This window comes from Nocardioides sp. 503, from assembly GCF_004522095.1.
GTDB lineage: Bacteria > Actinomycetota > Actinomycetes > Propionibacteriales > Nocardioidaceae > Nocardioides.
In genome coordinates, this window is sequence record NZ_SPUI01000004.1 from 659,636 (window position 1) to 684,458 (window position 24,823).

The following is a 24,823-nucleotide window of genomic DNA, read 5'->3' on the forward strand; positions in this document are numbered from 1 at the left end:
GCCTAGGGTCGCCGGATGACCTCGGACCTCGCCGTCGAAGCCGTCGGGCTCCAGCGCACCTTCGTCACGCACACCGGGGTGCTGCGCCGTGTCCGCAAGGACGTCGAGGCGGTCAAGGGCGTCTCCTTCCACCTCGAGCGCGGTGAGCTGTTCGGCCTGCTCGGCCCCAACGGCGCCGGCAAGACGACCACGATCAAGATGCTCATCACGCTGCTGCTGCCCACCGGCGGCAGTGCCCGGGTGCTCGGTCACGACGTGGTCGACGACGTGCGAGAGGTGCGCCGCCGCATCGGCTACGTCTTCGGCGGCGACCGCGGCCTCTACGAGCGGCTCTCGGCCCGCGACAACCTGCGCTACTTCTCCGAGCTCTACGGCGTCGACCCGCGCCGCCAGAAGGCGCGGATCGCCGAGCTCCTCGAGCTCGTGGGCCTGACCGGCCGCGAGCACGAGCGGGTCGAGGGCTTCTCCCGCGGCATGCGTCAGCGGCTGCACATCGCCCGCGGGCTGCTGCACGACCCCGACGTCCTGTTCCTCGACGAGCCCTCCATCGGCATCGACCCGGTCGGCGCGCGCGAGCTGCGCGCCACGATCGGCTCGCTCACCGACGTGGGCAAGACGGTGCTCCTCACGACGCACTACATGTTCGAGGCCGACGAGCTGTGCGACCGGATCGCGGTGATCCGCTCCGGCGAGATCGTGGCCGAGGGGACGCCCACGCAGCTGAAGGGGCTGGTCACGGCCGGCCGGGTGCTCGAGGTCGAGACCTACGGTGTGGCGCCCGAGGCCGTCGCCGCGGCGACCGCCGTACCGGGGGTGCGGTCGGTGCTCGCCGAGGACCGCGGCCAGCAGCAGGTGCTGATCGTCCAGGTCGAGCCGGGCGCCGAGGTCACGCAGGCGGTCCTCGCCTCGCTGGGCGCCGCCCGCGTCGGGCGGGTCTCGGCGCGCGAGCCGACCCTGGAGGACGCCTACGTCCAGCTGGTCACCGGATGAGGGCGCTCCTGCACCAGCAGTGGACGTGCTACAAGCTGCAGCTCAAGGTGCTGTCGACGTCGGCGTTCGAGGGCTTCCTCGCGGTGCTGTTCCCGCTCATGTTCGCCTCGGCCGCGCTGCTCATCTACCGCGTCCAGGACGACCCCGAGAGCATGCAGTACGCCGGCCTGGGCGCCGCGATCATGGGCATGTGGACCGCGCAGGGGGTGGTCGCCGCCTCCATGCTGTCGCGCGAGCGCTGGGCCGGGACCCTCGAGCTCGTCGTCGCCTCACCGGCGGGGCTCGGCCGCGTGCTGGTGCCGGCCACCCTGGCCATGTCGACGATCGGCCTCTACTGCGTCGTCGCCACCATCGCCTGGGAGCGCTGGGTCTTCGACCTCCGGCTCGAGATCAGCAGCTGGCCGCTCTTCGTGCTGTCGGTGCTCCTGACCGCGCTCACCCTCGCGCTGGTCGGCTACTTCATCGCCGTCACCACCACCCGCTACCGCTACTCCGGCACGCTCGGCGCCGCGCTGGAGTACCCCGGCTGGATCCTGTGCGGCTTCCTGATCCCGGTGGCGAGCCTGCCCGCCGTGCTCCAGCCGCTGTCGTGGGCGATCCCGACCACCTGGGGCATGGCGGCGATCCGCTCGTCGGCCGACGGCGGCAGCCCCTGGGGCGACCTGGCCGCGTGCGCCGCGACCGGGGCGGTCTACGCCGTCCTCGCCGCCTGGCTGGGCAGCCGGCTGGTCGAGTCCGCCCGGCGCCACGCGACCCTGGCGCTGACGTGACGTCGCTGCGGATCTTCGTCATCGGCGGTCTGATGAGCTACCGCGCGCTGTTCGGCTGGCTCAAGCCCGGCATCCTCATCCCGACCCTGGTCTTCACGCCGATCTGCCAGATCCTGCTGTTCGCCTACATCGGGCGCAGCGCGGGCGTGGGGGACGACGAGTTCTACGTCATCGGCAACGCGCTCAACTACGCGGCGATCCCCTGCCTGTTCGCCATGAGCTTCACCATCGAGGGCGAGCGCCAGGGCGGCACCCTCGGGATCGTCCTCACCACGCCGGCGCGTCGTCTGCCGCTCTTCCTCGGCCGGGCCCTCCCCGTGGTCGTGAACGGCTGGGCCGTCGCCATGATCGGCGTGGTCGGGGGAGCGCTGCTGCTCGACGTGCACATCCCCGGCGGCGCGTGGCCATCGATCGTGCTGGCTGTGGTCGTCACGTCGGCCTCGTGCACGGGGCTGGGGCTGGCGATGGGGGCGGTGACGCTGCGGGTGCGCCAGGGCTCGACCATCGCCAACGTGGTCTTCTGCGTCCTGCTGGTGTTCTCGGGGGTCAACGTCGCGCAGTCGGACCTGCCGGGATGGATGGCCGCTGTCGGCGACTGGCTGCCGCTCACCCACGGGATCCAGGCGGCGCGGCTGCTCGCCGACGGCAGCGGCCTCGGCGCGGTCGACGGTCTGCTGCTGCGCGAGACGGGGATCGGCCTGCTCTACACGGTCGCGGGCCTGGCCCTCCTGCGCTTCTTCGAGGACGAGAGCCGGCGCAGCGCCAGCCTCGACCGCGTCTGACGATTGGCGCCGTGCCCGGCGCGTTGTCTAAGATCGGCAAGTTGCCTCGGCGAGGGAGCCTCCAGCTCCGTGATCGACAGGGCCGGCCTTTTCGAAGCCGCGCTGTCGCGCGGCTTTCGTGCTCTCCGCCCCGGCCCCACACGCCCACGCATAGGAGAGCCACATGTCTGACGCAGAGAAGATCCAGGCCGAGTCCCGCACCGAGTTCGGCAAGGGCGCGGCCCGCCGCATCCGCCGCGAGAACAAGGTCCCGGCGGTCGTCTACGGCCACGGCAACGACCCGATCCACATCACCCTGCCGGGCCACGCCACGATGATGGCCCTCAAGCACGGCGGCGCGAACTCCGTCCTCGAGCTCGACATCGAGGGCACCAGCCAGCTCGCCCTGACCCGTGAGGTCCAGGTCGACCCGATCCGCCGCACGCTGGAGCACATCGACTTCGTCGCCGTCCGCCGCGGCGAGAAGGTCACCGTCGACGTGCCCGTCAACCTCGTCGGCGAGGCCGTGCGCGAGACCCTGGTCGTCACCGAGAACGCCACCGTCCAGCTCGAGGCCGAGGCCACGCACATCCCCGAGCAGATCGACATCGACATCGAGGGCGCCACCGCCGGCACCCAGATCCTCGCCTCCGACCTCAAGCTGCCGTCGGGCTCGACGCTGCTGATCGACCCGGAGACCCTCATCGTCAACGTCACCGAGCAGATCTCCGCCGAGGCCCTCGAGGCCGAGCTGGAGGAGGCCGAGGCCGAGGCCGGCATCGAGCGCGAGGAGTCCGACGAGGACGCCGCCGCGACCGAGGCTGCCGAGGGCGACGCCCCCGCCGAGGACGCCCCGGCCGACAGCGAGTGATCCGTCGGCTCAGGTGGTACCTGGGCCGACTCATCTCACCCGTCTCGGCCACCGCCGAGACTCCCGCCGAGGAGGGCCCAGCCGTGACCACCGCCGATCTCTGGCTCGTGGTCGGGCTGGGCAACCCCGGTGAGAAGTACGCCGGCCACCGGCACAACATCGGCTACCTCGTCCTCGACGAGCTGGCCCGCCGCCTCGGCGGCTCGTTCCGCGCCCACAAGACCGGCCGCTCCGACGTGGTCGAGGCCCGGCTGGGCCCGCCGGGCGCCGAGGGCCCGCGGGTGGTCCTGGCCCGCCCCCGCTCCTACATGAACGAGGTCGGCGGCCCGGTCAAGGCGCTCGTGACCTTCTACAAGGTGCCTCCGGAGCGGATCATCGCGATCCACGACGAGCTGGACATCGCCTTCGGCACCCTGCGCAGCAAGCTCGGTGGCGGCGACAACGGCCACAACGGACTGAAGTCGATGCGCTCCTCGCTCGGCACCGGCGACTTCTACCGGGTCCGCGCCGGCATCGGCCGCCCCCCGGGCCGCCAGGACGTCGCCGACTTCGTGCTCTCCGACTACAGCAAGGTCGAGCGCAAGGAGCTGCCCTTCCAGGTCGACACCGCCGCCGACGCCGTGGAGTCCCTCGTCCTCGAGGGCCTCGAGCGCACCCAGCAGCGCTACAACTCCTGACCCACCCTTCCGGGGGTCTCGACGGTCGCTCGTCGCTGGTGCTCCTCGCTGCTCGACCACCGGTGGTGGGGCTGCGGTCGTTAGGGTGGCTCCCGTGACTTTCGAAGCCGGCACCCCGCCCGAGGCAGCAGCCACCGACGACCACGTGCTGGCCACCTGGCTGGCCGAGGAGGCCGGGCGTCGGCTGCTCGAGGTGCGGGCCGAGGGGCTCGAGGGCAAGGAGCTCAAGGACGCCGGGGACGCCGCGGCCCACGAGCTGCTGGTGGCGCTGCTGGCCGAGCACCGGCCCGACGACTCGGTGCTCTCCGAGGAGGGCAAGGACGACAAGGCGCGGCTCGACGCCGACGCCGTGTGGATCGTCGACCCGCTCGACGGGACGAGGGAGTTCTCCGAGCCGCCGCGCGACGACTGGGCCGTGCACGTGGCCCTGTGGGAGCGCACCCCCGACGGCGAGCACGACGGCGAGCTGACGGCCGGCGCGGTCGCCCAGCCCGCGCTGGGGGAGACCTTCCACACCGGCCAGCCCCCCGTCGTACCGCCCTCGACCTCGGCGCGCCCGCGCATCGCGGTGTCGCGCAGCCGCCCGCCGGCGTTCGTGCAGGCGCTGGCCGAGGAGATCGACGCCGAGCTGGTCCCGATGGGGTCGGCCGGGGTCAAGGTGATGTCCGTGGTCCGCGACGTCACCGACGCCTACGTGCACGCCGGCGGGCAGTACGAGTGGGACTCCGCCGCCCCGGTCGCGGTCGCCCAGGCGGCCGGGCTGTTCACCAGCCGCATCGACGGCTCGCCGCTGCTCTACAACCAGGACGACGTCTACCTGCCCGACCTGATCGTCTGCCGCCCCGAGCTGGCCGAGCAGATCCTGGAGTTCGTGGAGCGCCACGGGGTCACCTCCGCCGGCTGAGCCGCACCGTCCCGCGCCGCTCGGCGCGACTTCGTGGACGGATTCTCGAAAACGCCACCAAAGGCGTCAATCTCTATTACTCTCATCGAGATTGATGCTTCGGGGTGCACCGACGTTCGATCAGTGGGGGGACCGCTCGGGATGGTCGCCACCGATCTCCGTCTCGAGAAGGACCCCAGCAGATGCCAGGACAGGTGTCCCCGACCCCGGTGCAGGTCGGCCCACCAGGCGACCCGTCGACCGGTGAGGAGGTCCCTCGTCGGGTCTCGTCGCGCTACTCGCTGCAGGACCAGGTGTTCATCCACGGCGTGCGCGCCGTCGGCTACCTGGTGCTGGTCATCGTGTCCTCCATCGGGCTGTTCCTGGGCATCCAGTCGGTGCCCACGCTCCAGCACTACGGCCTGTCGTTCTTCACCGAGTTCCGCTGGCTGCCCAGCCAGGACGTCATCGGCATCTCCGGGGTCGTGGTGGGCACGGTCCAGGTGGCCCTCATCGCCCTCGTCTTCGCGGTGCCGCTGGCGGTCCTGACCGCGCTCTTCATCACCGACTGGGCGCCGGCCAGGCTGCGTCCCACCCTCGTCCGGGTGGTCGACCTCATGGCGGCGGTCCCCGGCATCGTGTTCGGCCTGTGGGTGCTGTTCGTGGTCCAGCCGCACGCGACCGAGGTCGCCCACTGGATCAGCAAGTACTTCGGGTGGTTCCCGCTGTTCCACGTCCGCACCGACGTCGACTACCCGATCTGGAACCAGGCGCCGGGCTACCCGTCGTACGCCGGGTCCGCCTTCATCGCGGCCATCGCGGTCGCGATGATGATCTTCCCGATGGCCACGTCGGTCATGCGCGAGGTGTTCGGCGAGGCCCCGTTGGGGGAGAAGGAGGCCGCGCTCGCGCTCGGCGCCACTCGATGGGCGATGGTCCGCACCGTCGTGCTGCCCTTCGGCCGGAGCGGGGTCGTCGGCGGCACCATGCTCGCGCTCGGCCGCGCCCTCGGCGAGACCATCTCGGTGGTCCTGGTCATCTCGCAGACCTTCGAGATCAAGCCCTACGTGCTGGAGTCCGGCACGTCGACGATCTCCTCCCTGATCGCCTCGAGCTTCAAGGAGGCCTCGCCGGCCCAGCTCTCGGCCCTGCTGACCGCGGGCTTCGTGCTGTTCTGCATGACGCTCCTCGTCAACAGCCTCGCCGCGGTGATCGTCTCCCGCTCGCGGGGCCGGGAGGTGACGGACCTGTGACGCAGACGCTGACCGACCGCCCGCGGGGTCCTGTGCGCCTCGCCGAGGCCACCGCCACCGCCGACCCGCGCCCCGAGCCCCTGCGCCGCACCAGCGGCCGCACCCGCGAGGACCTGCTGACCTTCCTCGGCGCCGTCGCGGCGTCCCTGGCGACCACCTGGGTCTTCTACACCCAGGTCCTGCCGTTCGAGGGCACGATCGGCTTCGTCGTCGTCTGGTACGTCGCCCTCGTGACCTTCTACGCCGTCCTGACCGGTCTCACCCAGCCGTGGGAGGTCGTCGTCGACCGCGTGGTGACCACCGCCGTGGTCGCGGCCCCCACCTTGGTCGCCCTGGCCCTGGCCAGCGTCGTCCTCATGACCGTGGTCAAGGGCCTGCCCGCGCTGCACCACGCCAACTTCCTCACCCAGGACATGTCCGGCGTGCGCGCCGACGACCCGTTCACCAAGGGCGGGATCCTGCACGCCCTCGTGGGCACGCTGATCGAGGTCACCATCGCCGTGGGCATCGCGATGCCGCTGGGCGTCGCCACGGCGGTCTACATGTCCGAGGTCGGCGGACGCGGGGCCCGCCTGGTGCGCACCGTGGTCGAGGCCATGACCGCCCTGCCCTCGATCGTCGCGGGCCTGTTCATCTACACCATCTGCCTGGTCTACCTCGGCATGCCGGCCAGCGGCCTGGCGGCCGGGCTCGCCCTCGCGACGATGGCGCTGCCGATCATGGCCCGCGCCAGCTACGTCGTGCTGGGCGTCGTGCCCGGCGGCCTGCGTGAGGCGTCGTACGCGCTGGGCGCGGGGCGCTGGCAGACCGTGTGGAAGGTGGTGCTGCCCACCGCCCGGCCCGGCCTCGCGACCGCGCTGATCCTGGGCGTCGCACGCGCCGTCGGCGAGACGGCGCCCGTGCTGCTGACGTCCGGCGCCTCGACGTACTTCAACTCCAACCCGGTGCAGGACCCCATGAACTCCCTGCCCCTCTACATCTACGCCTCGATCTCGTCGGGCAGCCCCCAGATGGAGGACCGCGCGTACGCCGCCGCCGCGGTCCTGCTGATGGTCGTCCTGACGCTGTTCGTGCTCGCCCGGCTCGTCGCCGGCGGAAGGAAGACCCGATGACCAAGCCCTCCTGGACCCGACTGGTGCAGGGCGTCGCCGTCCTGCTCGGCCTGCAGCTGACCATGCTGGCCGGCCCGGGAGCCGCCAGCGCGTCGGTCTCCTACGCGCTCATCCAGGGCTCCGGCTCCTCCTGGGCGGCCAACGCGGTCAACCAGTGGGTCGCCGACGTGGACTCCAAGGGCCTGCGCGTCGTCTACACCGCCAACGGTGCTGCCCAGGGGCGCAAGGACTACGCCAACAAGTCCACCGACTTCGGCGTCACCGACTCGCCCTACCGCGGCAAGGACCCGACGACCGGCGCGACCGACTCCCCGCTGGGCCGCTCCTTCGCCTACCTGCCGGTCGTCGCGGGCGGGACGTCGTTCCCCTACCACGTGGAGGTCGCCGGCAAGCAGGTCCGCAACCTGCGGCTCTCGGGGGAGAACATCGCCAAGATCTTCACCAACAAGATCACCAACTGGAACGACCCGGCCATCACGAAGGACAACAACGGCCGGGCCCTGCCCTCGATCCCGATCATCCCGGTGGTCCGGGCCGACGGCGCCGGCATCACCAACCAGTTCACGACCTGGATGGTCAGCCAGAACCCGAGCCTGTGGCAGGAGTGCAACGGCGGCAAGCTCGCGCCGACCGACTACTTCCCGCTCAACTGCGGGGCCACCCGCGGGCCGCAGAAGGCGCAGTCGGGCTCCGACGGGGTCATGAACTACGTCAAGAGCTCGGGCTCCAACGGCGCCATCGCCATGGAGGAGTACTCCTACCCGCTGCTCGCGGAGTTCCCGGTGCTCAAGGTGCTCAACAAGGCCGGCTACTACACGCTGCCCACGCAGTACAACGTGGCCGTCGCGCTCACCGCAGCGCAGATCAACAACGACCCGGCGGACCCCAACTACCTCACCCAGAAGCTCGACCGGGTCTACGTCAACGGCGACAAGCGCACCTACCCGCTGTCCTCCTACGTCTACGCGATCATCCCGACGGCCGCCAACGACTCGCGGATGACGACGGCCAAGCGGCAGACGATCGTGGACTTCCTCAAGCACTCCATCTGCGAGGGTCAGGCCGAGATCGGTCCGATCGGCTACTCGCCCCTGCCGATCAACCTGGTGCAGGCGGGCTTCACGCAGGTCAACAAGCTCAAGCTGGCCGACACCAAGGTGAAGTTCGACGCCTCGATCATCAAGGACGTCAAGAACTGCCACAACCCGACGTTCGTCGCCGGCAAGCCGTCGCAGAACTACCTCGCGCAGATCGCGCCGTTCCCCGCGCCCTGCGACCGCCCGGGCCAGGGTCCCTGCGACGACCAGACCGGCGCCTTCAACGACAACCCCGACGAGAACGGCGCGGTCCCGACGGGCGGCGGCAAGGGCGGCAAGGGCGGGGGAGGCGGCACGCCCGGCGCCGGTGGCACCGGCACCGGAGGGGCCGGCACGCCGGCCGCGCCGACGGTCGACACCAACGGCGACGGCGTCCCGGACGCCCCCGCGGCCGGCTCCGGCCCGGCGGTCGCCAACGACCTCGGGCTCGGCGCCACGGGTGCGGGCGCCCCTGCCACGGTGGCCACGACGCTGTCCGCCGACGGCTCGTCCGGACCGCCCTCGGTGCTGACCGCGCTCGTGATCGGGCTGTTCCTCGGCGCGCTCGTGGTGCCGATCGCCGTCAGCCGGGCCGTACGACGTGGGGTCCGTCGATGAGCGCGCCGTCGGGCTCCCGGCGCCGGTGGGTGGCGCACACGCTGTTCGCGGCGTCGTTCGTCCTGGTCGGGCTGGCCGTGGTGGTCCCCGGGCAGCCGACCGCCGGTGCCTCGGAGGGCGCCCCGGGCGCGGTCACGAAGTCGGTGACCGCCACCCGGACCTTCGTGGACCAGAACGGCAACGAGTCCGAGGTGACCCGCAAGAACGTGCGGATGGAGGTCTCCCAGACCGCCGACCTGCGGGGCCGCCAGGAGATCCACGTCGCCTGGGACGGCGCGGTCCCCACCGGCGGCGTCATCGGTGATCCCAACGCCTCCGACGGCCGCAACCAGGAGTACCCGTTCGTCCTGCTGCAGTGCCGCGGCGTCGACACCTCCGGCAAGGTCCCGAAGGGCCAGGCCCGGCTCACGCCGGAGTCCTGCTGGACGCAGACGTCGACCGAGCGCTACCTCGCGTCCGGCTCCCACACCCCTTCCTGGCGCTTCGACGCCTACGCCGACGCCGACGACCGACGAGCGGTCGTGGGTGCCCCGGACCCGCTGCCCCAGGCGTGCAGCACCGTCAGCGACCCCCTCAGCGCGCGGTGGCTGCCGTTCCGCGCCGCCGGCGGCGAGGTCTACTACGGCGGACCCGACCCCACCATCGGCTGCTCCGGACTGCCTCCGGAGTCCGACAGCGCCGAGGCGGGGGGCCTGCCGAGCAACACGACCTACGGCATCACCGGTGCCGACGGCCGCGGAGAGGCGGACTTCGCGGTGTGGACGTCGGCCGAGAACGCCTCGCTCGGCTGCTCGGCCAGCGTCTCGTGCTCCCTGGTCGCGGTCCCGGTCGTGGGCCTCAGCTGCGACGCCTACGGCACCAGGCTGCCGGCCGCGGCGCCCCAGACGACCAAGGACGGCGTCCCGCTGACGGACGCCCAGAAGGCCGCGGCGGACGCGACGTGTCGTCGCACCGGGGCCTACCTGCCGGGGGAGCCGCGCTCGAGCCAGACGACCGACCAGGCGGTGCGCGGCAACCTGTGGTGGTCGGAGTCCAACTGGCGCAACCGCATCACCGTGCCGCTGGACTTCGCCCTGACCGGGTCGGTCTGCGACGTCGTGAGCGCCGAGCCGCCGCAGAAGATCATGGGCTCGGTCGTCCTCAACGAGCTCACCGCCTCCTGGCAGCCGAAGTTCTGCACGACCGACAGCCTGTTCACCTTCACGCACGTGCAGCAGGCCGACGCGCTCGCGCGCACCCTGGTCGACTCCGGCGAGATCGAGGCGGCGTTCAGCTCGGCGCCCAAGGCCGACGGCTACCGCAGGCCCGTGGTCCAGGCGCCCGCCGCCGTGGGCGGCTTCGCGATCGCCTTCAACATCGACGACGCGAACCGGCAGCGGCGCACGACCCTCCAGCTCAACGCGCGGCTGGTCGCCAAGCTGCTGACGACGTCGTACCCGGCGATGGCCGTCATGCGCGACAACCACCCGAGCATCGGCGCCAACCCCCTCAACATCACGCTCGACAAGGAGTTCCAGGCGCTCAACCCCGGGCTCCCCGTCTCGGACAACCTCGAGGCCGCGGCCGCGCTGCAGATCTTCTCGTCCAGCTCGGACCTGATCTGGGCGCTGACGTCGTGGATCGACGCGGACCCCGAGGCCCGGGCCTGGCTCAACGGCTACGCCGACCCGTGGGGCATGAAGGTCAACGCCGCCTACCGCGACCTCGACCTGCCCGTGGACAACTGGCCGCTGCGCGACGAGTTCGTGGCGCCGCAGTACTACCAGAACCAGAACGCCTGCTACGCCAACAGCCCCACGCCCTTCATGCAGCTGATCGCGAACCCCCTGTCCAACCTGGGCGCGGTGCTGCTGAACATGCAGTTCGCCAGCTCCTCGGTCGCCACGGTGTGCCGGTACGACGGCTACGACCAGACCACGCTGCCGCTGCGCCAGCAGGGACGCCAGAGCATCGGGTACCGCTTCGTCCTGGGAGTGGTCCCGCTGTCCGCGGCCCGGCGCTACAACCTGAGCACCGCCTCGCTCCAGACCGTCTCGACGGTCTCTCCGGGCACCACCTTCGGCGACGCCACCGGCCGGACCTTCGTCGCGCCGGACGCCGCGGGGCTGAAGGCGGCCACCGCGCTGCTGCACCCCGACGAGGCCCGCCACACCTGGACCTTCGACTACGAGGCGCTCAGCACCGCGGACGGAGCCGGTGCCTACCCCGGGGTGCTGCCCGTCTACGCCGTCGTCCCGACGGAGGGCCTGGAGCCGAAGGCGGCGACCAAGCTGGCCAAGATGCTCTGCTACGCCGGCGGCGAGGGCCAGTCGCCCGGAGCGGCCAACGGCCAGCTCCCGGCGGGCTACCTCCCGATCACCGAGGCCAACGGCCTGCGCCAGCAGCGGGACTACACGCTGACCGCGGCGGCCGCCGTACGTCGCCAGGCGGGCGAGGTGCCGGCGCTGGACGCGCCGGTGCCCGACCGCGGCGAGGTCTGCGACTTCCGCACGCCGCTGGCGCCCTCGTCGACGCCGTCGCCGAGCGCGAGCGCGACCGCGCCGGCGCCGGTGACCAGTGGGGTCCCGGCTCCCGGGCCGGCCGTCGTCGTCTCGGCCCCGCCCGCCGGGGCGCCCTCGGTGGCGCCGAGTGCCGCAGGTCCGCCGGTCGTGGAGGCGCAGACCGTGCTCACGGCCGGTCAGTCCTCGATGTTCGGCGCGGTGGGTCCCTACAGCCTGCTGGTGCTGGCCTTCCTCGCCGCGCTCGTGGGCGCGCTCATGCGCTGGTTCGACCTGATCCGGGCCGGCCTCGCCGGTGCGGCCTCGGAGGCCCGGCTGATGGTCCAGCAGCGCCAGCAGCGCCGGGAGCACGCGCAGCGCGGTGACGAGCCGTGAGCGCGCTGCTCGACCCGGGCCCCACCACCGTCCTGCGCGTCGAGGCGGTGGACTCCTCCCCGCCGCCGGGGGTGGACCGCGAGCGGCTGCGGATCGGTGCCTCGCAGGTGCTGATGGGCCTGTCGCTGGTGCTGGTCTGGGCCCTGCTCTACCTCTTCGTCCTCAGCGGCCTGGAGCAGGCCCACGCCCAGAGCGCCCTCTACGGCCGGCTGCGCACGGAGCTCGCCGAGGGCACCGCGCCGACGGGGGCGCCGATCGCCCTGGGCAGCCCGGTCGCCCTGATCTCGATCCCGGGCGCGGGGGTCAAGGACCTGGTCGTGGTCGAGGGCAGCCGGCCCACCCAGCTGCAGGACGGCCCCGGCCACATGCTCGGCAGCGTCCTGCCCGGGCAGCAGGGCGTGAGCGTCGTGGCGGGCCACTCGCTGAGCTTCGGGGGGCCCTTCTCCCGCATCGACGGGCTCACCCGCGGCTCCCTGATCAAGGTGACCACGGCTCAGGGCAGCTTCGCCTTCGAGGTGCTCGGGGTCCGGACCAAGGGCGACCCGGTCCCGGCGGCCCTCGCGGCCGGGGCGGCCCGGCTCACCCTGGTGACCGCCGGTCGCGGCCTCGGGCCGGCCGGGGACGACGTGGAGGTGCCGGACGCCCTGAAGAGCGGGGAGCCGGCCGCGCGGTCGGTGCTCGACAACCTCGCGGCCTCGGACTCGGTCTTCGTGGACGCCGAGCTGGCAGCGGGGGTCCCGGCCGGTCCGGTCGCCACGGCCGACCCTGACGCCAAGCTGATGACGGTCAGCGCCGACACCACCACGTTGGCGCTGCTCGCGCTGGCCCTGCAGCTGCTCGTCGGCGCGCTCGTGGCGTTCGCGTGGGCCTGGACCCGGTGGTCGCGCCCGGCCGCCTGGATCGCCCTCGGGCCCGGTGTCCTGGCCACGCTGTGGCTGGCCTCGTCGATCGGGTCCCGGCTGCTGCCGGGTCTCGTCTGAGGCCCAGGAGGCACGCGCCTGTCTCACCTGCCAAGACCCGTCACGGCGGGCACGTTCCGTCCCTAGCTTTCACAAGTCAAGTATCTCGGGTGAGTTATTACAGAAAGGCTCCACCATGACCTACCGACGCAGGACCGCGGCGGCGGCGTTCGTCGCCCTCGCCACGGCCGGCAGCCTGGCCGCGGCGCACTCGCCCGCAGAGGCCGACTTCTCCCCGCAGCCCCAGGACGTGGTGTCCACGGGCTCGGACATCATCCAGAACTCCTTCAACTTCCTCGCCGACGGCTACGGCCAGCTCCCCGGCTACAACACCGCCGGCAACCGCTACCGCTTCGTCAACTTCGACTCCTCCGGTGACGCGCAGGGTCGCAGCGCGTTCACCGACCCGCGGCTGCTGCCCACCATCACCGGCAACGGCACGCTCGGGGAGAGCGGGGCCAAGTACGTCAAGCAGAGCGACATCAAGCTGCTGAACCCGACCATCTCCCTGCGCGCGGGCCAGGACCTCGTCGTCCGCCCGAGCGGCGGCGGCGGCGGTGGTCGCGACGCGATCATCAACGACGACCAGCGCTGGATCGACGTGGGCCGCAGCCCCGATGTGCTGACCCCGGAGAACCAGGCCCTCGCGTTCAGCAAGCTCAACACCAAGCTCCTGCGGGTGCAGATCGCGACCGACCGACAGCTGATCGCCACGTCGACGACGACCAACGCGCCCGCGACGATCAGCGCCGAGGCGATCCTCAACATCTACAAGGGCACCTGGAAGACGTGGGGCGACATCCCGGGCTACTCCGGCCCGGCTCCGACCGAGACCATCGTCCCGCTCCTCCTGCCGACCGACGCCGGGATGTGGAACACCTTCGTGGCCAACGTCCGCAAGCAGAACCCCGGCGTGACCGTCACCCCGGACAGCCTGCGGGCCAACCCCAACAGCATCGGCGTGCAGCAGAACGACCCGACCGCGATCACCGCGCTGCCGGAGGCGCAGCGCAAGAACGCGATCGTCCCGTTCCCGCGGGGTCGCTTCCGCACGCTCAACAGCGGCTACTACACCGTCACCTCCGACGGGTCGAAGACCAACAACTACAACACCGAGAACGGTCACCGGACCCCGGCCAGCGCCGCCGGCATCCAGCTCCTCGACGGCACCACCAACACCGACGTCCTCCAGGCCAGCGCGCCCTACGGCGGCAACTTCGCCTACAACGCGATCATCCGCGAGGACGACCTGCTCAGCGACACCCCGTGGCAGCCGGGCAGCACGCTCAACTGGGTGGAGGCGCTGTTCTACAACCCCGACGGGCCGGAGCCGTTCGTCCGCACCCCGGCGGGCGAGGCGCTGCTCGAGGCCGCCGGCGTCACGCCGGAGTACCACGTCTTCGGGACCGACAACGCCGAGATCGACCTGGAATGAGCGCGGACGTCGGCGAGCAGGAGACCACCACCGTGCGCCCCGCGGTCAGGCGGTCCACCCGGACCCGCGTGGTCGCCGCGGTGGCACTGGTGGCGGTCGTGGGCGCCGTCGCCTACTGGCGGCTGGCCGGCCAGGACCTCGTGGTGCCCTACGACGACCCGCAGTCGGCGGGGTCGCTGACCCTGTGCTCGGCCGACGGCGAGGCCGTCACCGAGGGTCGGGTCGACGACACGCCGTTCGCGGGCGTCGTGCTCGGGGAGACCGCCCTTCCCGGGGAGCTCGACCCCGCCGGGGCCGTCGCCACGCTGTTCGCCTACCAGCCCCGCGAGGGCGTCGACCCCCGCGAGTTCAGCGGGTCGCCGCTCACGGCGGCCCACGTGCTCGCCGACCCCGACCGGCCCGCCGTGGGCGTCACCGAGGACGTCTGGAGCGTCGCCGACTTCGTCAGCGCGTTCCCGGCGACCTACGACGGCTACGTCCAGCTCCGGCTCTACCTCGGCACCCCCGAGGCGGGCACCCTCCAGGAGGACCCCTACGACACCGCCGACCTCCGCGTCGACGGCGACCGCTGGGAGCTCGTCCGAGGAGGGGACGCCTCGTGCGCCGACGCCGACCCCGCACTCGTCCCATGACCGGCCGATCGCTCGGCCACCCCGACCTCTCAAGGAGAACCTGATGCACCCCAGAGTGAAGAAGACGTGGGTGGGCGCCGTCGGCGTCGCGCTCGCGCTGTCCACGATCGGCGGCGTCGCCCTCGGCGCCGGCGCCGACGACTGGTACACCGGTGGCAACGCCACGGTGCCCGACCCCGACAAGACCGCCGTCGCGCTCAAGCTCTACGACGGCTCCGGCGCCCAGGTCACCTCCGGCAGCACCACCGCCCCGATCGCCGCGTTCGCCGCGGCGGACGGCGCGGTGCGCACGGGTGACGACTACGCCAACCTGTTCGTGCACCTGCCGCAGGCCGACACCGCACCCGGCGCCTGGCCCGGCGTCCAGGTCACCGGCACCGACAGGTTCGCCGGCGCCGGTGCGGTCGCGGCCCCCGCGGCGCTGACCGGCAAGCCCTACGTCCGCACCACCGGCGACGGCTACACCCTCAGCGAGGTGGCCGCCGGGCTGCCCAACGCGGAGACCGGGCCGAGCTTCACCGGCGTCTACGAGCTGCGCCTGCGCACCAGCTCGAAGGCCGGCGGGGTCAGCAACGAGTACGCCGCGACGTACGTCAAGGTCACCGGCAGCACGTGGACGGTCACGAGCGCTCCCGTCCTGGGCGGCGGCGGCGGCGAGGCCGAGCCCGTGGCCACGACGACCACGGCCACCTGGCCCTCGGCGCTGACCTACGGGACCGCCGCGAGCGTCAGCGTCACCGTCACCCCGGCCTCGGGCGAGGCGAAGCCGACCGGTGCCGTGCGCCTCGTGAGCGGGACCACCACGGTGAGCACCGCCCCGCTGACGGCGGCCGGCACCGCGAGCCTGCCGGTGGCCAGGACCGCCCTGGCGCCGGGCGCGCGCACGCTGAAGGTGGTCTACGCCGGCGCGGCCGACGTGTTCACCGCCTCGGAGTCGGCGCCTCGCGCCTACACCGTGCGCAAGGCCGCTCCGGGCAGGCCGACGCTCGCGGTGACCAAGAAGCCCAGCGCCAAGAAGGCCGGCGCGGCGACCGTCGCCGTGCCGACCGCCGCCGGCCTGGTCAAGGCCGCCGGCAAGACGCTGGTCGTGCTCAAGAAGGGCAGGGCGACCAAGCGGGTGACGGTGAACGTCGTCGCCGGCAAGGCCACCGTCAAGCTGCCCAAGCTCCCCGCCGGGACCTGGACGGTGACCGTCACCTACCAGGGCAGCGCCTACTACCTGGCCTCGACGTCGAAGGTCGTCAAGATCAGGTCGAAGAAGAAGTAGGGGTGGACCCACACCCGCACCGTCCGCGTGGTGCCGGCGACCTGGTCGCCGGCACCGCGCGGTCACCCCACCAGGAGGAGGACGTCATGACCGGCGACCGGACCGACGTACTGCCGAGCATCGGCGACCAGCACGCGAGCACGACCGTGATCCCGGCGGTCCCCGCGGTGCCGGCGATCCCCGCCGCACCGTCGGGGCCGCCCGTCCCGACGACGGCCAGCCTGGAGGCCGAGCGGGTGTCGGCGTGGTTCGGGCAGCGCAAGGTGCTCGACCGGGTCAGCCTCGAGATGCCGGCCGGGCGGGTGACCGCGCTGATCGGGCCGTCGGGCTGCGGCAAGTCGACCTTCCTGCGGATCCTCAACCGGATGCACGAGCTGGTGCCGAGCGCGGCCCTGGCGGGGGAGGTGCGCCTCGACGGCCAGGACATCTACGCCCCCGAGCGCCGCCTGACCGATGCCCGCAAGGCCATCGGCATGGTCTTCCAGAAGCCCAACCCGTTCCCCGCGATGTCGATCCAGGACAACGTGCTGGCCGGTCTGAGGCTGACCGGGACCAAGATCGGCAAGGGCGAGCGGGAGGGCCTGGTCGAGGAGTCCCTCGTGCGGGCCGGCCTGTGGCTCGAGGTGAAGGACCGCCTCAAGCAGCCCGGGTCCGCCCTCTCCGGCGGTCAGCAGCAGCGGCTGTGCATCGCCCGGTCCCTCGCGGTGCGCCCGCGGGTGCTGCTCATGGACGAGCCCTGCTCGGCGCTGGACCCCACCTCCACGCGCGTCGTCGAGGAGACCATCCAGCAGATCGCCGCCGACGTGACCATCGTGATCGTCACGCACAACATGCAGCAGGCCCACCGGGTCTCCCACCAGTGCGCGTTCTTCCTGGCCGCGCACGGCACTCCCGGCGTCATCGTCGAGCACGGCCCGACCGACACGATCTTCGACAACCCCCAGGACCAGCGCACCTCCGACTACGTCAACGGTCGTTTCGGCTGACCGCCCGACGTCCCCGACCCGTCCCGACCCACCCCGGCCTCCCGCCTGGGTGGGTCGGACTATGTCGGGATGGCCCGTTGTGACTACGTCACGGGCTGTTCGCTGACCTGTTCGGCAAAGCAGGCAGCGCTCTTCTTCTGCCGTTCACCCAGGACCGCACGACCGTTCCGCTGTCCTCCTGAGACTTTGGGCTGTTCTCGTAGATCCGCCTTTCGTCTGGGAAAGCCTTCTGTTGACAACGATTCCTGCGCCCGCGCCCGAAGTGGCGGACGTGCGACCCCGCAAGCTCTCGCGGAGGTCGACCGGGGCCGACGCCGTCTTCGAGCACGGCGCCCGCGCCGTCGGGGCCAGCGTGCTCGTCATCACGGGCGGCGTCGGTGTGTTCCTCGCCTGGCAGGCCTACCCGACGCTCAAGCGCTACGGCCTGAGCTTCTTCACCGAGTCCCAGTGGGCGCCCGACCAGGACGTCATCGGCATCGCCGCCGTCCTCACCGGGACCGTGTCGGTGGCGCTGGTCGCGATGACGTTCGCGTTCCCGCTGTCGGTGCTGGTGGCGCTCTACATCAGCGAGTACGCGCCCGCGCGGATCCGCTCGACGCTGGTGTCGCTGGTCGACCTCATGGCGGCGGTGCCGTCCATCGTCTACGGCCTGTGGGGCTTCTTCCTGATCATGCCGTACGCCGCCGAGCTGGCCCTGTGGCTGCAGCGCAACTTCGGGTGGCTGCCGTTCTTCAAGGTCGAGAACACCGACCCCGACGCCGCCGTCTGGGACACCAGCCGCTACGTCGCCAGCGCGTTCTGCGCCGGCATCGCGGTCGCGATGATGGTGATGCCGATGGCCTGCGCGGTGATGCGCCAGGTGTTCTCGCAGACCCCCCAGGGCGAGAAGGAGGCCGCGCTCGCGCTCGGCGCCACCCGCTGGGGCATGGTCACCTCCGTCGTGCTGCCCTTCGGCCGCGGCGGTGTCATCGGCGGCACCATGCTCGGGCTGGGCCGCGCGCTCGGCGAGACGATCGCGGTCGTCCTGATCGTGTCGCCGGCGTTCGAGATCAAGCCGCGCATCCTCGAGGTCGGCACCAGCACCGTCAGCTCCCTGATCGCGGGCCGCTTCGGCGAGGCCAGCACCTCCCAGCTCTCCGCCCTGCTGGCGGCCGGCTTCGTGCTCTTCGTCATCACGCTCATCGTCAACACCCTGGCCGCGGTCGTGGTCAACCGCAGCCGCTCCGGCGCCGGGACCGACGCATGACCACGATGACGCCGTCGCCGACGACGGGCACGCCCGACCCGATCGACCCGGCGACCGGCACCGCCGTGCCGCAGACCCACCTGCCGGCGTACGACGACGACGCGCCGCCCCCGCTGCCGCGCCCCGGCCTGGGCAAGCCGAGCCCCGACGAGCGGTTCGCGCTGATCGGCTCCTGGGTGGCCGGCGCCGCCCTGGCGTGGTTGCTCACCCAGCGCCTGCTGCCGCTCGCCGGGCTGCCGTGGTTCCTCATCTCGTGGTTCGTGGTCGGGCTCGTGGTGACGGGCGTGACCGCCGGGATCACGGGCGGCATGACCGAGGTCAAGGACCGCGTCGCCGCCGGGGTCATCACCGGCGCGGCGCTGGTCACCGGCGCCGCCCTCGTCAGCACGGTCGTCTTCGTGACCATGCGGGGCTGGCGCGCCGCGCTGAACCTCAACTTCTACACCTCCGACATGAGCGGGGTCGGCCCCAAGGACAACTTCGACAAGGGCGGCATCCTGCACGCGATCACCGGCTCGGGCATCGAGCTGGGCATCGCCCTGCTGATCACCCTGCCGCTGGGCATCGGGACCGCGGTCTTCATGACCGAGGTCGGCGGCAAGTTCGCCACCGTCGTGCGCACGGTCGTCGAGGCCATGACCGCGCTGCCCTCGATCGTGGCCGGCCTGTTCATCTACACGGTCCTGATCGTGGCGCTCGGCTTCCCGCGCTCGGGGCTCGCCGCCTCGCTCGCCATCGCGGTGATGATGCTGCCGATCATCGCGCGCGCCGCCGACGTCGTGCTGCGCGTCGTGCCCGGCGGCCTGCGCGAGGCCAGCCTGGCCCTCGGCTCCAGCCGCTGGCGGACCGTCTGGCACGTCGTGCTGCCGACGGCCCGCCCCGGTCTCGCGACCGCGGTGATCCTCGGCATCGCCCGCGGCGTCGGCGAGACCAGCCCGGTCCTGCTCACGTCGGGCGCCGCGGCGTTCACCGTCACCGGCCCCACCGACGGCGTCATGAACTCGCTGCCGCTCTTCATCTACACCAACGTCCGCAGCGGCGAGCCGCAGGCGATCGCCCGCGCGTTCGGCGCGGCCACCGTGCTCCTCGCGCTGGTGCTCGTGCTGTTCGTCGTGGCCCGCCTGCTGGCCCGCCCCCGTGGCAACCGACCCACCCTCCGTGCCCGGCTCGCCGGCGCACTCGCCCCGAATCGAGCCGCCCGGTGAACCGCCTCCACGCCCGCCTCCTCCTGAGCCTCCTGCTCTCCCTGAGCTGCGTGCTCGCGATGCCCGGGGCGTCGCACGCCACGGTCTACGCGCAGATCGAGGGGACCGGCTCGACCTGGTCGCAGCTGATCGTCGAGCAGTGGATCGCCGACGTCGACGCCAATGGCATGAAGGTCGTCTACACCGGTGGCGGCTCCTCGAAGGGCCGCAAGGACTTCTCGCAGAAGAGCACGGACTTCGCGATCTCGGAGATCCCCTACCAGGGCACCGACGAGCAGGGCAACGCCGACACCAGCAACGGCCGCGAGTACTCCTACCTGCCGATCGTCGCCGGCGGCACGGCGTTCACCTACCAGCTCAAGATCGGCAAGAAGCCGGTGCGCAACCTGCGGCTGTCGGGGGAGACGATCGCGAAGATCTTCACGAACAAGATCACCAACTGGAGCGACCCGGCGATCACGAAGGACAACAACGGTCGAGCGCTCCCGTCGCTGGACATCACCCCCGTGGTCCGCGCGGACGGCTCCGGCACCACGGCGCAGTTCACGACCTGGATGGACAAGGAGTTCCCCAGCGTCTGGCGCCCCTTCTTCGGCCGCTCCGGGCTGACGTCGTACTACCCGCGCAAGGGTCGCGCGATCGCCCAGGCCGGCTCGGACCAGGTGATGAACACGATCTCGGGCTTCGCCGGCAACGGCACGATCGGGTACGTCGAGTACTCCTACCCGGTCAACAAGGACTACCCGGTCGTCAAGGTGCTCAACAAGGCCGGCTACTTCGTGGAGCCCACCGACTACAACGTCGCGGTCGCGCTGACGAAGGCCAAGATCAACCGCGACAAGAGCTCGGCGCTCTACCTGACCCAGATCCTGGACGGGGTCTACCGCAACGCCGACCCGCGGGCCTATCCCGTCTCCTCCTACTCCTACATGATCATCCCCACCGGCAAGACGGACTCGCGGATGACCACGGCCAAGCGTCAGACGCTCGCCGACTTCCTCTACTACTCGCTGTGCTCGGGGCAGACCAAGGCCGGCGACTTCGGCTACTCGCCGCTGCCGGTCAACCTGGTCCAGGCGGGGTTCGAGCAGATCGGGAAGCTCAAGAAGGCAGACCCGGCGGTCAACCTGACCAACCGCGACGTCCGCAGCTGCAACAACCCGACGTTCGACGGCAAGAACCTCAACAAGAACCGGCTGGCCGAGGTCGCCCCGCAGCCCGCGGCGTGCGACAAGACCGGTGCGGGACCCTGCGGCACGGAGACCGGCCAGAACAAGCCGTCCACCGACGGGGGCGGGGCGGCGACGCCCGACGCGGGCGGCGCGGCCGCACCCGGGGGCGGAGGTGCAGCGGCGCCGGCGGCACCCGGCGGCGCAGCGCCCGCCGTGGACCCGGCGACCGGCGAGGTCGCCGCCCCCACCGGCGAGGCCGCGACGGCCGAGGAGGTCTACGCCAACCCCACCGAGCTGGCCGCCGAGCGACCCATCGACAGCAAGACGTTCGGCTGGCTGGCCGCCGTGCTCGCCGTGGGCGTCGTCGTGCTCCCCGGCGTCTACGCCGCCTCGCTGCGCCGCCGTCGCCGCCCGGGCGGTGCCCGATGAGCCGCCCCATGAGCCGACTGCGTCGGCGCAGCGTGCGTCCGGTCGTCGCCACGGCCCTGGCCGTGCTCGTGTCGGTGCTGGTGGCCGGCCTGGTCGCCTGGGTCCCGGCCGAGGCCAACGGCCCGGCTCCCGCCGCCGCGCCGGGCGGTGCGGCGTACTCGAAGACCAAGGCGCTCACCCGGGTCCTCACCAACGCCGACGGCACGACGTACTCCTTCCCGACCAACAACGTCACCGTCACCGCCGACCAGACGCGCAACCTGCGGGGGCGTCAGCGGATCCTCATCGAGTGGAAGGGAGCGCAGCCCAGCGGCGGCCGCGCGAGCAACCCGTACGGCGAGAACGGTCTCCAGCAGGAGTACCCCGTCGTCGTCATGCAGTGCCGCGGGGTGGACGACCCCTCGCTGCCGAAGGCCAAGCAGCTGCGGCCGGAGACCTGCTGGACGGCGTCGGTGGCGCAGCGCTCCCAGATCACCCGCTCGGAGAGCGAGGCGTCCTGGGTGCACGACCTCAACGCCGCCGCGGCCGACAAGGAGCGGGTGTCCGGCATGACGCCGCTCCCCACCGCGGCCGAGTGCCCGACGGCCGACATTGCGCCGTTCTACACGCGCCTGACGCCGTTCGTCTCGGCGAAGGGCAAGGTGCACCCCGCGTGCGACGCCGACCACATGCCTCCCGAGGCGGCGGTGGGCTCGGCGTTCCCGCCCAACGAGATCGCGGCGTTCACCGACACCTCCGGCAACGGTTCCGTGCAGTTCGAGGTGCGCAGCGACATCGAGAACGAGTCGCTCGGATGCAACGACAAGGTGGACTGCTCGGTCGTCGTCATCCCGATCAACGGCCTCAGCTGCGACAAGCCGTCCACGCCCGCCAGCAACGCCGACAAGGCCTGCCGCAAGGGTGGCCGGTTCGAGCCCGGCTCCAGCAACTTCTCCAACGAGGGCGTCGACCAGGCGGTCTCCCCGGCGCTGTGGTGGTCGGCGTCGAACTGGAAGAACCGGTTCTCCATCCCGGTCACGTTCGGCCTCCCGCCGGGGGTGTGCGACGTCCTCGACCCGCGCTCCCCGACCGGGTTCTACGGCTCGGAGCTGCTGGCGCAGGCGGCGCTGCAGTGGGCGCCGGCGTACTGCCTGAACAAGAAGCGCTTCAAGTTCCAGCACAACCGGACCTCCGACGAGGCCGGCTTCCGGCTGATGGAGTCGGGCAGGGCCCCGGCGGCCGTCGTGTCCAGCGCCCACGAGCGGCGCAGCGAGGACCCGGTGGGCTACGCGCCGACCGCGGTCACGGGCTTCTCCGTGGGCTACGTCGTCGACCGGCCCGACAACGCGGGTGAGTTCACCTCGCTGCGGCTCAACGCCCGGCTGCTGGCCAAGCTCATGACGCAGTCCTACCTGGGATCCGACCTCGGTCGGGGACACCCCGGCATCGGCGACAACCCGCTCGCGATCATGAGCGACCCGGAGTTCGTGAGGCTGAACAAGGGACTGAGCCAGAACGTCCAGGAGGTCGGGGCGACCCTGCTCTCGCTCTCGGAGTCCTCCGACGTGGTCGAGCAGGTCACCGACTACATCGCCCACGACAAGGCCGCGATGAGCTTCGTCAACGGCAAGCCCGACCCGTGGGGCATGCGCGTCAACCCGGCCTACAAGAGGATCAAGCTCCCCACCTCCAGCTGGCCGCTGCTCGACTCCTACATCCCCGAGACCGAGAACACCTGCCGTCAGAAGAACCCGGCCGTCTACTTCACCCAGCTGGCCGCGCCGGTCACGACGCTGCGCAAGATCGCGGAGGCCCTCCTGGACGCGTGGCCCAACGTGCAGACGCGGTGTGAGTACGACGTCGCGACGGACTCCTACAAGCTCGGCCGCGTCGACCGCCAGTCCTACGGATCGCGCTTCATGCTGGGCATCGTCAGCCTGGGCGACGCCGAGCGCTTCGGCCTCCGGTCGGCAGCGCTCGAGACCAAGAGCGGCCGGTACGTCACCCCCACCGAGGGGTCCATCGCCGCGGCGGTCTCGCTCACGGACCAGAAGGGCAAGCTCGACCCGTTCGTGCTCGACCAGGCGGACGTCCGGCGGTCGGCTCGTGCCTATCCCGGAGCGATGGTGGTCTACACGGCGGCGCGGCTGCGCGGCATGGACGAGGACGACGCGAAGAAGGTCGCCCAGTTCATCCGGGTGTCCACCTCCGAGGGTCAGCGCCAGGGGACGGGCAACGGGGAGCTGCCGGAGGGCTACCTGCCGATCCGGGCCAAGGGCGTCACCGCCAAGCTGTACGACGCCGCCCAGCGTGTCGCCGACGCGGTGGAGAAGCAGACCCCTGCCCGCGAGCCGAGTGCCGAGCCGACCGCGGGGGCGAGCACCGGGGGCGGTGGCGGCACCGTCGAGCCTCCCGCCGCACCCGGCGCCGGGGCCCCGTCCGCAGCGGTCCCGTCGGCGGCGCCGACCGCGACCGGTCCTGCCGAGCCGGTCGCCACCGATCCGACGACGGCCATGAGCTCGCCGATGGCGGGACGGCTGATGCCGTTCCTCCTCGTCCTGGCGCTGCTCGGTGGGCTGGTGGGCAGCGGGATCCGGTTCTTCGTCCGCCCCCCGCGGCGGCAGCCGTGACCGCCACGCTCCCGGACGCCGACGTGAACGACTCGCGCCCGCCCGCCGTACCGCCGCGCGGGCGCACCCCACGTCCGCAGAAGCCACCGAAGCCGCCGCGGGCGCCCCGTGCGCCGATGGCGGGGGAGGAGACGGCACTCACCGTCTCCACCGCCTTCATCATGCTGGCGATCGTCTGCACCTGGGTGGTCGCGCAGCTGCTGGTGCTGGGCGGCGTCTCCCAGGACCGGGCGCAGGCGCTGCTCTACGACGACTTCCGCCAGCAGCTGGCCGGGGCGACCGCGCCCACCGGTCCGGTGGTGCCCGCCGGCGACCCCGTGGCCGTGGTCACGGCCGAGGGGATCGGGCTCGAGCAGGTCGTGGTCGAGGGGACGGCGAGCGGCGACACCCTGGCCGGGCCCGGTCACCTGCGCAACACGGTCCTGCCCGGGCAGGCCGGCACGTCGGTGCTGATGGGCCGCTCCTCGACGTACGGCGGACCATTCGGCGACCTCGACGAGCTCGGCGCCGGCGACACGATCACGGTGGTGGGCGCCCAGGGGACCCTGGACTTCACGGTGCTCGGCGTGCGCCGCGCCGGCGACCCGCAGCCGCAGCCGCTCGCGCCCGGCGCCGCTCGCCTCACGCTGGTCACCAGCGAGGGGGAGGGGCGGCTCGCGGCCCTGCAGCCGCGCGACGTGCTCTACGTCGACGCCGACGCCGCCAAGGGCTTCCCCGCACCGGCCGGCCGTCCCGCCGCCGTCCCCGACTCGGAGAAGGCGCTCGCCTACGACACGGGGGCCTTCCCCCTGCTGGCGCTGGCGCTCGCGCTCCTCCTCGCCCTGACCCTGGCGATCGTCGCCGCCCGCCAGCGCTGGTCCGCCGCGCTGGTCTGGGTGATCGCCAGCCCTATCGCCATCGCCCTGTCCTGGGCCACGACCGACGTGGTGATGCGGCTGCTGCCCAACGTGATCTGACCCGTCCGACCCACCTCTGACCGCACGATCCGAAGATCCGGCC

The 24,823-nt window shown here is 72.0% G+C and carries 20 protein-coding genes; all 20 read left to right on the forward strand.

What is annotated here, in order from left to right:
• Positions 1-15: 15 nt before the first annotated feature.
• Positions 16-990 carry an ABC transporter ATP-binding protein gene (locus E4622_RS16965; RefSeq protein ID WP_134741368.1) on the forward strand — a complete coding sequence of 325 codons (975 nt, stop codon included), beginning with the start codon at positions 16-18 and terminating at the stop codon, positions 988-990.
• Positions 987-1,760, forward strand: a complete 774-nt coding sequence (locus E4622_RS16970; protein WP_134741369.1) for an ABC transporter permease — start codon at positions 987-989, stop codon at positions 1,758-1,760. Before E4622_RS16965 ends, E4622_RS16970 begins: the two co-directional genes overlap by 4 nt.
• Positions 1,757-2,542, forward strand: coding sequence for an ABC transporter permease (locus E4622_RS16975; protein WP_134741370.1), 786 nt, complete (start codon positions 1,757-1,759; stop codon positions 2,540-2,542). Before E4622_RS16970 ends, E4622_RS16975 begins: the two co-directional genes overlap by 4 nt.
• Before the next feature lie 163 nt (positions 2,543-2,705).
• Positions 2,706-3,392, forward strand: a complete 687-nt coding sequence (locus E4622_RS16980) for a 50S ribosomal protein L25/general stress protein Ctc (protein ID WP_134741371.1) — start codon at positions 2,706-2,708, stop codon at positions 3,390-3,392.
• A gap of 83 nt (positions 3,393-3,475) precedes the next feature.
• Positions 3,476-4,069 carry an aminoacyl-tRNA hydrolase gene (pth, locus tag E4622_RS16985; RefSeq protein ID WP_134741372.1) on the forward strand — a complete coding sequence of 198 codons (594 nt, stop codon included), beginning with the start codon at positions 3,476-3,478 and terminating at the stop codon, positions 4,067-4,069.
• Positions 4,070-4,163: 94 nt separating this feature from the next.
• Positions 4,164-4,973: a 3'(2'),5'-bisphosphate nucleotidase CysQ gene (locus tag E4622_RS16990; protein ID WP_134741373.1), complete on the forward strand. Its 810-nt coding sequence runs from the start codon at positions 4,164-4,166 to the stop codon at positions 4,971-4,973.
• A 182-nt stretch (positions 4,974-5,155) separates the two neighbouring features.
• A complete protein-coding gene (pstC, locus tag E4622_RS16995) occupies positions 5,156-6,205 on the forward strand; it encodes a phosphate ABC transporter permease subunit PstC (protein WP_134741374.1) in 1,050 nt (349 codons plus the stop codon).
• The gene (gene pstA, locus E4622_RS17000) at positions 6,202-7,317 is read left to right on the forward strand and encodes a phosphate ABC transporter permease PstA (protein WP_245156077.1); all 1,116 of its coding nucleotides are present in this window, start codon (positions 6,202-6,204) and stop codon (positions 7,315-7,317) included. Before pstC (E4622_RS16995) ends, pstA (E4622_RS17000) begins: the two co-directional genes overlap by 4 nt.
• Positions 7,314-9,011, forward strand: coding sequence for a substrate-binding domain-containing protein (locus E4622_RS17005; RefSeq protein ID WP_134741375.1), 1,698 nt, complete (start codon positions 7,314-7,316; stop codon positions 9,009-9,011). Before pstA (E4622_RS17000) ends, E4622_RS17005 begins: the two co-directional genes overlap by 4 nt.
• Positions 9,008-11,884, forward strand: coding sequence for a hypothetical protein (locus E4622_RS17010; protein ID WP_134741376.1), 2,877 nt, complete (start codon positions 9,008-9,010; stop codon positions 11,882-11,884). The genes E4622_RS17005 and E4622_RS17010 overlap by 4 nt, the downstream gene beginning before the upstream one ends.
• Positions 11,881-12,864, forward strand: coding sequence for a class E sortase (locus E4622_RS17015; RefSeq protein ID WP_134741377.1), 984 nt, complete (start codon positions 11,881-11,883; stop codon positions 12,862-12,864). The genes E4622_RS17010 and E4622_RS17015 overlap by 4 nt, the downstream gene beginning before the upstream one ends.
• A gap of 115 nt (positions 12,865-12,979) precedes the next feature.
• Positions 12,980-14,278, forward strand: a complete 1,299-nt coding sequence (locus E4622_RS17020; protein WP_134741378.1) for a substrate-binding domain-containing protein — start codon at positions 12,980-12,982, stop codon at positions 14,276-14,278.
• The gene (locus E4622_RS17025) at positions 14,275-14,910 is read left to right on the forward strand and encodes a hypothetical protein (RefSeq protein WP_134741379.1); all 636 of its coding nucleotides are present in this window, start codon (positions 14,275-14,277) and stop codon (positions 14,908-14,910) included. Before E4622_RS17020 ends, E4622_RS17025 begins: the two co-directional genes overlap by 4 nt.
• Positions 14,911-14,953: 43 nt before the next feature.
• Positions 14,954-16,177: an Ig-like domain-containing protein gene (locus E4622_RS17030; protein ID WP_134741380.1), complete on the forward strand. Its 1,224-nt coding sequence runs from the start codon at positions 14,954-14,956 to the stop codon at positions 16,175-16,177.
• 86 nt (positions 16,178-16,263) lie between these two features.
• Positions 16,264-17,163: a phosphate ABC transporter ATP-binding protein gene (locus E4622_RS17035; RefSeq protein ID WP_134741381.1), complete on the forward strand. Its 900-nt coding sequence runs from the start codon at positions 16,264-16,266 to the stop codon at positions 17,161-17,163.
• A 271-nt stretch (positions 17,164-17,434) separates the two neighbouring features.
• Positions 17,435-18,409 (forward strand): phosphate ABC transporter permease subunit PstC, encoded by a 975-nt coding sequence (gene pstC, locus E4622_RS17040; protein WP_245156078.1) that lies wholly within the window; start codon positions 17,435-17,437, stop codon positions 18,407-18,409.
• Positions 18,406-19,614, forward strand: a complete 1,209-nt coding sequence (gene pstA, locus E4622_RS17045) for a phosphate ABC transporter permease PstA (RefSeq protein WP_245156079.1) — start codon at positions 18,406-18,408, stop codon at positions 19,612-19,614. Before pstC (E4622_RS17040) ends, pstA (E4622_RS17045) begins: the two co-directional genes overlap by 4 nt.
• Complete coding sequence (locus tag E4622_RS17050; protein ID WP_134741382.1) at positions 19,611-21,215, forward strand: phosphate ABC transporter substrate-binding protein PstS; 1,605 nt, start codon at positions 19,611-19,613, stop codon at positions 21,213-21,215. Before pstA (E4622_RS17045) ends, E4622_RS17050 begins: the two co-directional genes overlap by 4 nt.
• Positions 21,216-21,223: 8 nt before the next feature.
• Positions 21,224-23,824 carry a hypothetical protein gene (locus E4622_RS17055; protein WP_134741383.1) on the forward strand — a complete coding sequence of 867 codons (2,601 nt, stop codon included), beginning with the start codon at positions 21,224-21,226 and terminating at the stop codon, positions 23,822-23,824.
• Complete coding sequence (locus tag E4622_RS17060; protein WP_134741384.1) at positions 23,821-24,780, forward strand: sortase; 960 nt, start codon at positions 23,821-23,823, stop codon at positions 24,778-24,780. Before E4622_RS17055 ends, E4622_RS17060 begins: the two co-directional genes overlap by 4 nt.
• The last annotated feature ends 43 nt before the right edge of the window (positions 24,781-24,823 follow it).

What these genes read in the sequence shown, in the direction of transcription:
- E4622_RS16965 (WP_134741368.1), top strand. Translation starts at nt 16, where the DNA reads ATGACCTCGGACCTCGCCGTCGAAGCCGTCGGGCTCCAGCGCACCTTC.
- E4622_RS16970 (WP_134741369.1), top strand. Translation starts at nt 987, where the DNA reads ATGAGGGCGCTCCTGCACCAGCAGTGGACGTGCTACAAGCTGCAGCTC.
- E4622_RS16980 (WP_134741371.1), top strand. Translation starts at nt 2,706, where the DNA reads ATGTCTGACGCAGAGAAGATCCAGGCCGAGTCCCGCACCGAGTTCGGC.
- pstC (WP_134741374.1), top strand. Translation starts at nt 5,156, where the DNA reads ATGCCAGGACAGGTGTCCCCGACCCCGGTGCAGGTCGGCCCACCAGGC.
- E4622_RS17005 (WP_134741375.1), top strand. Translation starts at nt 7,314, where the DNA reads ATGACCAAGCCCTCCTGGACCCGACTGGTGCAGGGCGTCGCCGTCCTG.
- E4622_RS17010 (WP_134741376.1), top strand. Translation starts at nt 9,008, where the DNA reads ATGAGCGCGCCGTCGGGCTCCCGGCGCCGGTGGGTGGCGCACACGCTG.
- E4622_RS17020 (WP_134741378.1), top strand. Translation starts at nt 12,980, where the DNA reads ATGACCTACCGACGCAGGACCGCGGCGGCGGCGTTCGTCGCCCTCGCC.
- E4622_RS17025 (WP_134741379.1), top strand. Translation starts at nt 14,275, where the DNA reads ATGAGCGCGGACGTCGGCGAGCAGGAGACCACCACCGTGCGCCCCGCG.
- E4622_RS17030 (WP_134741380.1), top strand. Translation starts at nt 14,954, where the DNA reads ATGCACCCCAGAGTGAAGAAGACGTGGGTGGGCGCCGTCGGCGTCGCG.
- E4622_RS17035 (WP_134741381.1), top strand. Translation starts at nt 16,264, where the DNA reads ATGACCGGCGACCGGACCGACGTACTGCCGAGCATCGGCGACCAGCAC.
- pstA (WP_245156079.1), top strand. Translation starts at nt 18,406, where the DNA reads ATGACCACGATGACGCCGTCGCCGACGACGGGCACGCCCGACCCGATC.
- E4622_RS17055 (WP_134741383.1), top strand. Translation starts at nt 21,224, where the DNA reads ATGAGCCGACTGCGTCGGCGCAGCGTGCGTCCGGTCGTCGCCACGGCC.